Origin of the sequence: Lactobacillus sp. W8093, assembly GCF_016100925.1 — a bacterium.
GTDB lineage: Bacteria > Bacillota > Bacilli > Lactobacillales > Lactobacillaceae > Lactobacillus > Lactobacillus helsingborgensis.
Genome location: NZ_JACFRL010000006.1, coordinates 55,414 through 68,449, shown reverse-complemented (window position 1 = coordinate 68,449; position 13,036 = coordinate 55,414). Strand labels below are relative to the sequence as shown.

Below are 13,036 nucleotides of genomic sequence, written 5' to 3'. Positions count from 1 at the left end.
GACCCACAAGTATTTGTGAATCCGTTCCAACTTAATCTTTCTTTTTCTTTTTTAACTGTTCAGGCTTATCTTGCCCAAGGTGCCAAACTTCCACAGTGGGGTCTTTCTTACTCCGGGAATTGATTAATTTTTGCGTCAAATTCATCAGCGGTTTATATTTTTCCCCCAGCAGTCCAATTGACTCCACGAAAAATTCTAGAGCAACAGCCAGACCAGCAATTAGGACCCACATCCCCCACATTGGTGACAGCAAGAATAAGAGGGAAATAAATGAAAAAATAAGTGACAACGCGTAAATGGTTAAAACAGTTTGCCTGTGTGTCAAACCCATTTTCATTAATTGGTGGTGTAAATGGTGCTTATCTGCTTGAGAGACGGGCCGATTATTTAATTTGCGGCGTATCATGGCGTAAATAGTATCTGTGATCGGCACGCCTAAAATAGTGACAGGTACTAATAACGAGATAAAGGTGACATTTTTTAAACCTTTAAGCGAAAAAACCGCAATCATAAACCCAATATATAGTGCACCAGTGTCACCTAAAAATATTTTTGCCGGATGAAAGTTATATGGTAAAAACCCAAGTAAACAGGCTGCCAGCATGAAACAACCGATTGGAATATAGAGCTGCCCCGTATGCAAAAAGAAGTAGCCGACAATTCCCATTGTTATCAGTGAAATCATTGAAACGCCGTCTGCCAAGCCATCAAGACCGTCAATGAGGTCAACTGCATTAGTTAAGGCCAATATCCAAAAAATAGTAATTGGTAAACTCCACCAACCTAAATTTATTTGTTTATTTAAAAATGGCAGATTGAGAACATTCATTTTGATGCCGGCAAGAAAATAAATGACTAAGGCGCCAATAAAGATGCCCAGCATTTTTTGTCTTGGCTTCAATTCCATAATATCGTCGATTATACCAGTTAGAACGATTACGCTAGAACCTAGAAGGATACTGAACGCCTCGTGTGTAGGAAATTGATCACGTAAAAGAATAAAAGCACCAATATTAAAAGTCACAAAAATACCCAATCCGCCTAAAGTCGGCATTGGTTTTTTGTTTACCCTTCTTTTGTTGGGAATGTCAACTGCACCTAATACAAAAGCTAATCTTCTAATAAAAGGCGTAATCGCTGCTTGGATAATCACCAAAAAGAATAATTCAACAATAATTTTAAACATGGTCGGCTACTTTCATTTATAGTTGTCTTAATTATACAGGGTGGAATAAAAATGCACAAATTACAACTAAAAAGGATTGAATTCTTTAGGTTCAATCCTCTTTCTTTATTTTGCAATTGATACAGCACGTTTTTCACGAATAACTGTTATTTTAATATTACCTGGGTAATCAAGTTCTTTTTCAATCTGATTACGAATATCACGTGCTAAAACTGTAATGCGATCGTCTGAAATCTTATCGGGTTCAACCATCACCCGCACTTCTCGCCCAGCTTGAATAGCGTATGCCTGTTTAACTCCATCATACCTATTTGCTATTTGCTCAAGGTCAGTCAGTCTTCTAATGTAATTCTCCAAACTTTCACTTCTGGCACCGGGTCTTGCAGAAGAAATCGTATCTGCTGCCACTACCAATTCAGCAATAAATGATAACTTAGGCACATCCCCGTGATGCGCCGCAATTGCATTAACAACCACATCCGGCTCATGATATTTTCTTGTCAATTCCACGCCTATTTCTACGTGTGAACCTTCAATATCATGGTCGACTGCTTTTCCAATATCGTGTAATAATCCCGCGCGAACCGCTAATTTTTCATTTAATCCAAGCTCCGCAGCCATTGTTCCAGCTAACTTTGCAACTTCAATTGAGTGTCCCAATACATTTTGACCATAAGATGTCCGGTATTTGAGCCTACCCAATATTTTAACCAACTCAGGATTCATTTTATGAATACCTAACTCCATTAGAGCGCTTTCGCCCGCTTCGTAAATGTCATCATTAACTTCTTTACGAGCCTTATCAACTGTCTCTTCAATTCTAGCCGGATGAATTCGTCCGTCTTTAATCAGGCGTTCCATTGCCCTTTTAGCAATTTCACGCCTAATCGCATCAAAACCGCTTAGTGTTACAACTTTAGGAGTATCATCAATTATTAAATCTACTCCTGTGAGTGCTTCAAATGATCTAATATTGCGTCCTTCACGACCAATAATTCGACCCTTCATTTCTTCATTAGGTAAATCTACCACTGATACTGTGGTTTCAGCCACTGTATCAGCTGAGCTGCTTTGAATAGCATCAATAATTATTTTACGAGCATAATGATCAGCCTTCGCTTTTACTTCTTCATTGCTGTTGCTAATCATTTCAGCCCGCTCTTTAACTAGCTCATCTGCTAATTGATTTAGAACCAGCTTTTTGGCCTGTTCCTTGTCTAAATGAGCTACTTCATAAAGCTTTTGTGAAGTCTGTTCAACTAATTCATCAGCTTTTTGTAATTTAGTGGTTAATTCAGTTTGCTTTTTTTCTAACTGTTCGTCTTTTTTAGCTAAATCGTCCTCTTTTTCTTTTAGCAAAGAGTTCTTATGATCGAGAGTATCCTCTCTTTGTGTTAAACGATTTTGATCACGCGCAATCGTATCACGCTTATCGTTTAATTCATCTTCAACTTTTTGTCGGTAATCCTGAATTTGCTCTTGCGCTTCAAGAATCTTTTCTTTCTTTGTGTTTTGTGCACTTTGTTTTATAGCATCAGCTGCTTGCTTCTGTGCATTGACTTCAGCTTTTGCAGCATCAACTCGTGCTTTAGCTTCGCTTAAAATATGATCGGCATCGTTTTGGGCGTTCCGGGCTTTTTTCTCCCAAGCACTTTTACGGATAACATAACCAATAACTATGCCTAATATAATTGAAATAATAGCAATCGCGACGGGAATCAAAAATTTACTTGTCATGATTTCTATCGCCTTTTTTTATTTTTTTAGATTATTCACACAATATTAATGATAAAGAACCACGGGGATTATGTCAAACGACAAGAAAAAACCTTAACTTGTTTTCACAAGTCAAGGTCTATTTCTTCAAAACTAATTGCTTTTGCTGTCGGCTTCTTTTTTAGCAGAAGCTTCCTTTTCTGTATTTGCAGCGTTTTTAGCTTTTTTCTCTTTTATTTTTTCTGGGTCTTCGCGCTCAGCAACTGATTCCTCATCAATACCGTAGGCCTGACGAACCTGCTTCTGCACTTCATCATAAATTTCCGGATTATCTTCCAGATACTTTTTAGCGTTTTCGCGCCCTTGTCCAATTCGTTCATCGTTATATGAATACCATGAACCAGCCTTTGCGATAATGTCTTTGTCGGCTGCCATATCAAGAAGTTCACCACTTTGAGAGATACCTTTGCCGTACATCATATCAACTTCAGCAACTTTAAACGGTGGGGCAACCTTATTTTTGACAACTTTAATTTTCACACGGTTACCGGTGATTTCACCACCAGTTTGCTTAATCTTTTCAGCTCTCCTAATCTCCAATCGAATAGTTGCGTAGAACTTAAGCGCACGACCACCAGGGGTAGTTTCAGGATTACCAAACATAATACCGACTTTTTCACGAATTTGGTTAATAAAAATCGCAATAGTTTTAGTCTTATTGATATTACCAGAAAGTTTACGGAGGGCTTGGCTCATCAATCGAGCTTGCAGACCAACATGGCTATCGCCCATTTCTCCGTCAATTTCGGCTTGAGGTACAAGTGCTGCAACCGAATCAACAACTAAAATATCAATTGCGCCACTTGTAATTAAAGTATCAGCAATTTGCAATCCTTCTTCACCAGTATTGGGTTGAGATAAGATTAGTGAGTCAACATCAACGCCTAAAGCTTCGGCATATGCCGGATCCATGGCATTTTCAGCATCAATATAAGCAGCAGTTCCGCCTCTTTTTTGCACTTCAGCTACCGCATGTAGCGCAACAGTAGTTTTACCAGAAGACTCTGGTCCATATATTTCTACAATTCTACCCCGGGGATAGCCGCCAACACCCAAGGCTGCATCAAGAGCAAGCGAGCCTGAGGGAATAGTCGAAATCTTAGTATCGGCCTTATCGCCCATTCGCATAACGGCGCCTTTACCAAAATTTTTCTCAATTTTCTTAAGCGCATTTTCCAATGCGGCCTGTTTTTCATCTTTGGCCAAGACTTTGTCCTCCTCTAATTAGTTTCATTATTTTAGTACCTAATAATTATACTTTGCTTTAGTGTATATTTGCAAGGAAAAAGCGAACAAATGTTTAATATTTTTATTCACAATAATAATTACGCAAAATTTTCGGCCTTTTTTTAATTTATTTTCTTTAACCCTTTTGGTTGTAACAGTTTTTGGAGAAAATTCAAAATAATGTCAGCTAAAATCGCCATCAAGGCTGTAGGGAGAGCACCAGCTAATATAATTGCACTACCATTAGTGGCATTAGTACCACGAATAATAATATCACCTAATCCGCCAGCACCGACAAATGAACCAATTGATGTAATACCAATAGCAATTACCAGCGCATTTTTTAAACCGGCTATTATCACTGACATCGATAAAGGCAAGCGCACCATATAAAGTAACTGAAACTTAGTCATGCCCATTCCTTTTCCTGAATCAATGACGTTTTTGTTGACGTTACTCATGCCAGTATAAGTGTTTTTAATTATGGGCAAAAGTGAATAAAGCGTCACTGTGACAATCACGGTCATAACGCCTAACCCTAAACCAATCATGACAATAGATAAGAGAGCAAGGGAAGGAATGGTTTGGATAAAGTTGGCAATTCCAACCACAAAATCACCTAAATGACCATTACGAGAGATAAAAATTCCCACAGGAATACCGATCACCGCAGCAAATAGAACACCGTAAATTGAAATTAAAAAAGTGCGATTAAATTGTGTTAATACGTAACTGCCATTATGGGCGTAATAATAAATAAATTGTTGCCATAAAGATAAATGAGACATTATTTCTCCCCCCTAAAGTAATTATGTTTTACCAAGAACTGGTGAGCTACAGTAGCTGGTTCAAGCAGTTTATCATCTACTTGGTAATTCATTTTACGAATATCATGCACACTTACATTTCCAACCAAGCGTTTCAGTATTGGTTTTAATTCAGGGTGCTGCCTTAATATATAATTATTAATTAACATGCCACAATTATATGGGGGAAAGAAATGTTTATCATCTTTTAACAAGTGCAGGTGATAACTGTCGATGCGGCCATCCGTAGAATAACCCAAGATGACATCCATTTTGCCGCTCTTTAAAGCAGAATATACCAAGCCAATATTCATAGGATGAGCTTTAGTAAAAGTAATGCCATAGGCCGTTTGAAATGCAGGATAACCCACACCGGGAGCATTGATCCACTCAGAAGCTATACCAACAGAAAACTTATCTTTGACCTTTTTTAAATCAGAAATTTTGTAAAGGTGATATTTCTTTTGGTCTTTGGCTCTCACCATAAAAGCATAATTATTTGCAAAGCCATAGGTGTGTAAATAAGTTTGATCCCATCTTTTCTTTACTTCCCGTCTGACAGTGTTATTTGCTTTTTGAGAATCTTTAATTGCCGGTAACAATAGATTGGCAGTTAGTTCGCCACCATCGTAAGCGGCAGCTTGTATATCAGCATCATGACGATATAAAGCTTGATGCTGCATTGGTGCAGAGCCCAAATTATTAACTATTGAGGTTTTATATGATGTTTCGTGTTCAATAAGTTGCGCAATGATATTGGCCATAACTTGAGATTCAGTAGTAGTAAGTGCCGTTATTCTGATATTTTCTTGACTGCCTTCACTATCAGAAAGACCGGGTAATCCACATGCACTCGTGGTTATCAATATTAAAAAGGCAGTAATCATCACTAATATTTTTTGCAAATATCTTTTCATGATTAGCACCTCCCTATATTCCCTTTGGCGTTAGTTTACGTTCAAGTTTACCTAATAGATAATCTGTTAACAGGGCTAAAATAATTACAGGAATAGTACCCCCAAAAATCAGGTCAGTTTGATATAGACTAAGTCCGTTAAAAATAAAGTCGCCCAAACCACCTGCTCCAATATATGAAGCAAGAGTAGCCCATGCAATAACATAAATAGCAGAGAGTCTGATTCCCGCCATAATGACAGGCATTGCTAAAGGAATATCAACTTTTAAAATTAATTGCATATTAGTCATACCTAAACCCCGGGCAGAATCTATCGTATCTTGATTTACCCCGGTGAGACCAACATAAGTATTACGTAAAATAGGCATTAGACTATACAAAAAAAGTGCTATTATTGCTGGCAAGCGCCCTACACCAAAGAAAGGAATCATCATTGCCAGAAGTGCTAGAGCAGGAATGGTTTGTAACATACTAGCAATAGCAATTACTATTTTAGCTACTCGCGGAAATTTCATTAAAATAATACTTAAGGGAATAGCAACAATTATTCCCAAAGCTAAAGAAATGGCAGAAATGTATATTTGCTGCCACGTTTTGACTAATAGTTCCGAACCATGTTGTACAAAAAAGGCAGACATATTATTTCGCCTCTTTTTCTGATTGCTGTTTTAATGGGCTTTTATCTCCCCATATCTTTTCATAAACTACGTTAACTAAACTTGAGCGGGTCAGAATACCAACTAATTTTTTATCTGAATTAATGACAGGTATATAACTCTTATTCCGGCTCATGATGCGACTGAAATTATCACGCAAATATTCTTCAGGTCCTACTGTACCTAGTTTGGTTATTAAAATATCACTAACACTATTTGTTGGGGAATAGTTACGTTGAAGATCATCAATTGAAATATAGCCCTTTAAATGATCATCATGATCTACTACCAAAAGAGTGTCCACACGATTTTCTTTCATCATCGTCAAAGCATCAGATAGTGAAGCACCCAAATCAATTTTTGTCGGATTAGTTAACATCACGTTTTTGACTTTAACAGTTTCGTATTTTGCTTCTGATAAACGTTCTTTACCAATTAAGCTTTTGACATATTCATTTGCCGGATGATGCAATATTTGATCCGGTGTTCCTACTTGTACCAGCTCTCCATCATGTAATACAACTACCTTAGTAGCTAACTTTAAAGCCTCATCCATATCATGAGTTACAAAAACAATTGTTTTGCCTAATTGCATTTGCAGGCTTTGCACCAAATTTTGCAAACTTTCCCGCGTTATAGGATCCAAAGCTCCAAAAGGCTCATCCATTAAGATTAAATTTTGATTAGCTGCTAGTGCACGAACTACACCAATTCTTTGTTGCTGCCCGCCAGAAAGTTCAGTTGGATAACGATCCAAATATGATTCTGGTAATTCAGCCATTTTAATTAATTTTTTAGCCTCGGCATTCAAATTTTCTTTAGGCCACTTCAACAATTTAGGAACTAGAACGATGTTTTCTTTGATCGTCATGTGTGGCATTAGGCCATTATTTTGAATCACATAACCAATGTGACGTCTTAAATTGACGGGATTAAAACTTTTGACATTTTTTCCGTTAACAAGTACTTCACCTTTAGTTACACTGTTCATGCGATTAATCATTCGCATCAAAGTAGTCTTTCCTGAACCAGAGGTGCCAATCAGGCAGCAAAAATCACCCTGATCAATTTCAAAACTAATATGATTAACAGCTGGATTCTTCATCTTAGGATATATTTTGGACACATCCTTAAATTCAACCACTGGTATTTTTTCTACCATAAAATTTCCCCCTTCTTCAATATTCTTTTAATTTAATCCTAACAATTAATTTACGCTTAAGCAATCACCTTTCATCTTAACAGCAGAGTATGATCCTGAATTCATGCAAAAAAACACTAACATGGTTAGTGTTTTTTTAATATTTAATTTTTACTTAATTTACATGGAGCCTTCAAAAACATCCCATGAGCTGTGGAAATAATCCCAACCAGAGTAAATAGTAAAGATCAAAGCTATGTAAAGCAAGATTGTACCAATATTATAGATATCACCAATTAATAGAAAGATGATGGATAACATTTGGCAAGTAGTTTTTATTTTACCGGGCATAGCAGCTGCCATAACTTGCCCTTTGTTTTCTGCCAATATCAGTCGTAAGCCAGTAACAGCCAATTCGCGACAAACAATAATAGCTATTACCCATGCTGGAGCTAATTTCAAGGAAATTAACATGATAAAAGCTGTCATGGTAAGCATTTTGTCTGCCAGCGGATCAGCAAATTTACCGAAATTAGTAACCAAATTGCGTGATCTGGCAATGTGACCATCAAACCAATCAGTTGCTGAAGCAACTGCAAAAACAATAGCAGCAATAATTAATTTCCAGTAGATAGTTTTCCCAGCAAATTGAAAACTGGCATTACCACCGAAAATAACAATTAACATAAAGACTGGTATTAGCAAAATTCTAAAAACCGTCAACTTATTAGGCAAATTCATTCTTAACTTTTCCTCCCACTATAATAACTATTCATTACGATCATTTCCATCAGATGAATTATTTCCAGAATGACCGCTATGAGTATTGGTATTTTGGTTGTTATTCGTCTGATTATTTTCGTGATTTGATTGATTATTATTCTGGTTATTTTGGTTAGTTTGATTGTTTTGTTGACCACTTGTTGAACCAGAATTATTAGTGCTGCTGCCGTTATTATGGTTGGTAGTAGACTGATTATGTTCTTGACTTTGGTTAGTTGAACTATTATGTTCAGAATTATGATTTGTGGTACCAGAATTATTTTGATTCTGCTGAGTTTGGTTAGTTTGACTATTAGTTCTCTTACCAATATAGAAAGTTAAAGCAAGATTTGAACTTTGAGCGTTATATGGTACTTTTCTGCCACCAATTGTAATAGATGTACTTAGCGCGTTACTAAAAGTCACAACCACTGTTTGTGCTGTTTCAGGAATTCTCAACGTGTGCTTTTGACCCGCAGTCAAAGTTTGACTACTTTGGTTAACTCCGTTCATTGCTATTGAAACAGTAGTTGCCTGATTACCAGCACGCACAACTAAGTTACGGTTATTTTTTAAACCAGTAATCTGATATTGATTTGTAGCTAATTCTTTAATTTTAACAGTCTTCTTTTTAACTTTTTTAGTCTTATGATGACGTTTGCCATTATCAGAAGAAACTGTTACATCGTTAGCAGCATTATTATTGTCATTGCGACTGGATGAAAAATGGGCATAGACAACATAGCAGACTAGAATAACGACAACAATTCCTAACCCAACGATAATCCGCGGAAGGTAATCTTGCCAGATCTTTTTCTTACTATTGGTTGTCTTGCTAACTTCTTCGCTTTTATTATCAATTGAATCTTCAACAAACTCATCTGGCTCAGATTTAGGAATATCATCATGATATTCACTTAAAAGCTTTTTGCCGTCTAATCCAACTATTTGAGCATATTGCCTGATAAAAGCTCTTACGTAAAAATCACCAGGAAGTTTATCAAAATCATTTTGCTCAATTGCCGTCAGATATCTGCCTTGAATCTTGGTTGCTTTTTCAATATCTTCAATTGAAAGTCCCTTTGCCTCTCTGGCACTGCGTAATTTATCTCCGATATCTGCCATAGTTACCTCTTTAAATCTATAATTTACTCTTTGAGTATAACATATACTCAATATTATTTTTATATTTAAATAAGCCAGCCGCCGCTGACGTAAATTGTCTGCCCAGTTAAATAGCTGGATTGGGCATCAAGTAGCGTTTTAACCCAATAAGAAATATCTTTGCCTTCAGCTAACCTGCCAGCTGGTATTTCGCCTTTAACTTCTTCCATTGCTTCAGGAGCGAGCATTGAATTCATTGCAGTATTCACAGCTCCCGGGGCAACGACATTAACAGTTAAATTAGCTGAAGCGACTTCACGGGCATAAGCTTGTGCAAAACGAGCAAGCCCAGCCTTAGAAGTGCTATAAACTGCCTCCATAGCACTCCCTGAGCCACCATAAACAGAGCCCAGAAATACAATTCGACTATAATCATTTTTAATCAAAGCTGGCTCAAGCAGCCCAATTAATTTAACCGGCACAGTCAAATTGACTTGTAAAATTTCATCAACTCTCGTCAAAGATTGACTGCTGACAAAGCTATAATCTGTAATACCCTGAGCAAAAACAGCGGCATTAACTGGTAAAAGCCCGTTAACAAATTCTTTTAATTCGTCATTTTTAGCCAGAAAATTAAGTTTGACAGGAATAAAATCCTGCTGGGGATATTTATGACTTAATTTTTGAGCTATTGTGCAGGCTTTTTGCCAATTTTGACTGCAATGGACATAAAGTGACCAACCAGCACTGGCCAAGTCTGTGCATATTGCCTGACCAATCCCACCAGTTGCACCAAATACTATCGCTCGTTGCAATTACAACATTCCTTTTAAACTTATTTTTATGAATTCAGATTTTGAAGATGACCGCACAGCAGTAAATGTCTGTCATTATAGAACAAAATCAGTTATGCATTCATATTCGATTTTATTTTACCATTATTTTTTTGTAAATTTGAACTATTAAAACGAGTCAATAAACTTTCTTAAAAATTAGTCCTGTTCGCCTTCTTTTTTAGGTGGTAACAATACTTGACGTGGTTTAGAGCCTTCAGATGGACCTACTACGCCCTTTTCTTCCATAGCATCGACTATTCTGGCAGCACGGTTATAGCCAATACGGAATCTTCTTTGTAAAAGAGAAACACTGGCAGTTTGCTGACGTCTAACCAGGTCAACGGCTTGATCATAAAATTCATCTTCAGGTTCTTCTTCTTTATTTTCAGAGGTTTCTTGACCCTTTTGCGGAATCATTCCCTTGTCATACTCCGGCTTTTGCTGCTTTTTGACCCATGAAATTACATTTTCAACTTCATGAGAAGAAACAAATGCCCCTTGAATACGTTCAGGCTTTGAAGCACCAACAGGCATATAAAGCATATCTCCTCTGCCCAGCAATTTTTCAGCACCAGTTTGATCCAAAATAGTTCGTGAATCAATTCCACTTGAAACTGCAAAAGAGATACGTGAAGGGACATTTGCTTTAATCAATCCGGTAATGACGTCCACACTTGGCCTTTGCGTTGCCAAAATCATGTGAATACCGGCAGCACGAGCCATTTGCCCTAAACGTACAATAGCACCTTCAACATCACGACCACCAACCATCATTAAGTCACTAAGTTCGTCAACTACAACCAAAATATAAGGTAGAGGTTTCATAGCCGGCTTTGACTTATCTTGATTATTTAGACGCACTTTTTCATTATATTCGCTCATATTACGGGCGCCACCAGCTGCAAAAAGCTTATAACGGCGTTCCATTTCTTTGACAGCTTTACTTAGTGCATTTGCCGCAAGTTTGGCATCCGTCACAACCGGAATTAATAAATGGGGCACTCCATTGTAAACAGAAAGTTCAACCATTTTAGGGTCAATTAAAATCAGTTTGACCTGGTCTGGTAATGCCTTCATCAAAATGCTGGTTAAAATAGTGTTTATGGCTACAGATTTTCCTGATCCGGTCGAACCGGCAATTAAAAGATGGGGCATTTTAGTCAAATCACCAGAAATAGTCTGACCACTTACGTCTTTACCTAAAGGCACCTGCATTGGATCCTTTTTAGCCTTCCTGTCTTGATTTTGCATAACATCTTTAAATGCCACCACTGAAGTATTTTTGTTTGGCACTTCTATACCAATATAGGGCTTACCTGGTATAGGTGCTTCTATTCTAATATCTTTCGCGGCCAAGGCCAGTGCCAAATCGTCAGCTAAATTGACTATACGACTAACCTTGACGCCAACCGCAGGCTGAACCTCATAACGCGTAATCGTTGGACCTAAAATCGCCCTTTTGATAATTACCTTGACGCCAAAACTCTTAAATGTTGATTGTAAAGTTTGCGTATTTTGGCGAATAAGAGCTTTATCAGTACTTTGATCAATATTTCTCACATTGTCGAGCAAGTTCAACGGTGGCTTTTGGTAATCTGCACTTACTTCTTGCTCTTTATTAAATTCGCCATGATCAACAGCTGCTAAATCCTGCTTGAGTTTTTGATCTTCTGCAATAAATGAATGAGAACGTGGTAATTTAGTAGCATTTTTTAACGGTTCCTGATGAGTTTGCTTCTTAGCAATATTATTTTGGCTGGCAACTTGTATCTGTGGCTCTACTGGTTCATGTTCAGGGACATCATCAAATTCAGCACTGCCGGAATCAAAATCATTTACGCCAGTTGCAGCAGTACTATTTTCAGTTGGAACATCATCAACTGAAAAGTCTTCTACGTCTGGAAAAATTGTTGAATTATCAGAAAGCGGATCGCGCAAATTGCGTGCATTTTCCTGCTCTTTCTTTTGTTCCTGTCTTTCCTTTAATAAACTGTACTTGTCCTTTATCTTAGAACCAGCTGCTTTATTCTTGTTTATAAAAAGTTGGCTGAAGGATTGAAACTTCTTGATCAGCGTAGCAAATTTAACGTCAAAAAACATCAAAATGCCACTAGGAATTAGTAAGATGGCGATAATTCTGAGACCAATATGCCCTAGCAGCGGATAAAATATTTGATAGCACAATGCACCAATTATGCCGCCGCCTACAGATTTAGTCACTGCTATTCTGCTAAACTCTGCTGCCATTTCATGCCAAAAAGCATTCATAAAAGCATTATTTACCAATTCATGTTCAAAAAAGAGGCTACTTTGAATCAGCAAAAAACCTAAAATAGCTAAAAACAGGCCACAGCTGCGCTTAAATTTAAAATGCATTGGCTTGTTATAAATAAGCATCACCAAACCAAAAATAATGCAAATTCCAGCGGCAAGTAAATAAGAGTCGCCAAAAAAGAGCCGAAACACATTGGCAATTTGCTTTCCTAACATTCCAAATTTAGCAAAAGCTAAGACAGCAATAATAATTTGTGCAAGTCCAATAATTGCCCACATGAGCCCATTGGTCTGTTTCTTGTTGGCGACTTTGGTATTTTTTCTCCTTTTCTTTCTAGGCATGATCTTACCA

11 protein-coding genes are annotated in these 13,036 nt (G+C 37.3%); all 11 read right to left on the bottom strand.

Translation table 11 applies throughout. From position 1 onward, the window contains the following. Window positions 1-31: 31 nt before the first annotated feature. Window positions 32-1,186, bottom strand: a complete 1,155-nt coding sequence (locus H3T47_RS05360) for a glycosyltransferase family 4 protein (RefSeq protein ID WP_038521883.1) — start codon at window positions 1,184-1,186, stop codon at window positions 32-34. A 105-nt stretch (window positions 1,187-1,291) separates the two neighbouring features. Next, entirely contained in the window at window positions 1,292-2,923 is a 1,632-nt protein-coding gene (rny, locus tag H3T47_RS05355; RefSeq protein WP_187159168.1) for a ribonuclease Y, read from the bottom strand. Between the two features lie 132 nt (window positions 2,924-3,055). After that, window positions 3,056-4,168, bottom strand: coding sequence for a recombinase RecA (gene recA / locus H3T47_RS05350; protein WP_187159169.1), 1,113 nt, complete (start codon window positions 4,166-4,168; stop codon window positions 3,056-3,058). 143 nt (window positions 4,169-4,311) lie between these two features. Continuing rightward, window positions 4,312-4,977 carry an ABC transporter permease gene (locus tag H3T47_RS05345; RefSeq protein WP_038521875.1) on the bottom strand — a complete coding sequence of 222 codons (666 nt, stop codon included), beginning with the start codon at window positions 4,975-4,977 and terminating at the stop codon, window positions 4,312-4,314. Further along, complete coding sequence (locus H3T47_RS05340; protein ID WP_199282768.1) at window positions 4,977-5,912, bottom strand: osmoprotectant ABC transporter substrate-binding protein; 936 nt, start codon at window positions 5,910-5,912, stop codon at window positions 4,977-4,979. Before H3T47_RS05340 ends, H3T47_RS05345 begins: the two co-directional genes overlap by 1 nt. Window positions 5,913-5,925: 13 nt before the next feature. Continuing rightward, the gene (locus H3T47_RS05335; protein WP_038521870.1) at window positions 5,926-6,549 is read right to left on the bottom strand and encodes an ABC transporter permease; all 624 of its coding nucleotides are present in this window, start codon (window positions 6,547-6,549) and stop codon (window positions 5,926-5,928) included. Window position 6,550: 1 nt separating this feature from the next. Continuing rightward, a complete protein-coding gene (locus H3T47_RS05330) occupies window positions 6,551-7,729 on the bottom strand; it encodes an ABC transporter ATP-binding protein (RefSeq protein ID WP_233335853.1) in 1,179 nt (392 codons plus the stop codon). 159 nt (window positions 7,730-7,888) lie between these two features. Then, complete coding sequence (gene pgsA / locus H3T47_RS05325; protein WP_038521864.1) at window positions 7,889-8,449, bottom strand: CDP-diacylglycerol--glycerol-3-phosphate 3-phosphatidyltransferase; 561 nt, start codon at window positions 8,447-8,449, stop codon at window positions 7,889-7,891. Window positions 8,450-8,476: 27 nt separating this feature from the next. Next, on the bottom strand, window positions 8,477-9,595 hold the full coding sequence (locus H3T47_RS05320; RefSeq protein WP_038521862.1) for a RodZ family helix-turn-helix domain-containing protein: 1,119 nt from the start codon (window positions 9,593-9,595) through the stop codon (window positions 8,477-8,479). A gap of 65 nt (window positions 9,596-9,660) precedes the next feature. Then, on the bottom strand, window positions 9,661-10,389 hold the full coding sequence (gene ymfI / locus H3T47_RS05315; RefSeq protein ID WP_038521859.1) for an elongation factor P 5-aminopentanone reductase: 729 nt from the start codon (window positions 10,387-10,389) through the stop codon (window positions 9,661-9,663). 177 nt (window positions 10,390-10,566) lie between these two features. After that, the gene (locus H3T47_RS05310) at window positions 10,567-13,026 is read right to left on the bottom strand and encodes a DNA translocase FtsK (RefSeq protein ID WP_199282767.1); all 2,460 of its coding nucleotides are present in this window, start codon (window positions 13,024-13,026) and stop codon (window positions 10,567-10,569) included. Window positions 13,027-13,036: the final 10 nt, after the last annotated feature.

Bases quoted from the DNA above. Each gene is read 5' to 3' on its own strand.
- H3T47_RS05345 (WP_038521875.1), bottom strand. From the start codon at position 4,977: ATGTCTCATTTATCTTTATGGCAACAATTTATTTATTATTACGCCCAT.
- H3T47_RS05310 (WP_199282767.1), bottom strand. From the start codon at position 13,026: ATGCCTAGAAAGAAAAGGAGAAAAAATACCAAAGTCGCCAACAAGAAA.
- rny (WP_187159168.1), bottom strand. From the start codon at position 2,923: ATGACAAGTAAATTTTTGATTCCCGTCGCGATTGCTATTATTTCAATT.
- H3T47_RS05360 (WP_038521883.1), bottom strand. From the start codon at position 1,186: ATGTTTAAAATTATTGTTGAATTATTCTTTTTGGTGATTATCCAAGCA.
- H3T47_RS05320 (WP_038521862.1), bottom strand. From the start codon at position 9,595: ATGGCAGATATCGGAGATAAATTACGCAGTGCCAGAGAGGCAAAGGGA.
- H3T47_RS05340 (WP_199282768.1), bottom strand. From the start codon at position 5,912: ATGAAAAGATATTTGCAAAAAATATTAGTGATGATTACTGCCTTTTTA.
- H3T47_RS05330 (WP_233335853.1), bottom strand. From the start codon at position 7,729: ATGGTAGAAAAAATACCAGTGGTTGAATTTAAGGATGTGTCCAAAATA.
- pgsA (WP_038521864.1), bottom strand. From the start codon at position 8,449: ATGAATTTGCCTAATAAGTTGACGGTTTTTAGAATTTTGCTAATACCA.
- H3T47_RS05335 (WP_038521870.1), bottom strand. From the start codon at position 6,549: ATGTCTGCCTTTTTTGTACAACATGGTTCGGAACTATTAGTCAAAACG.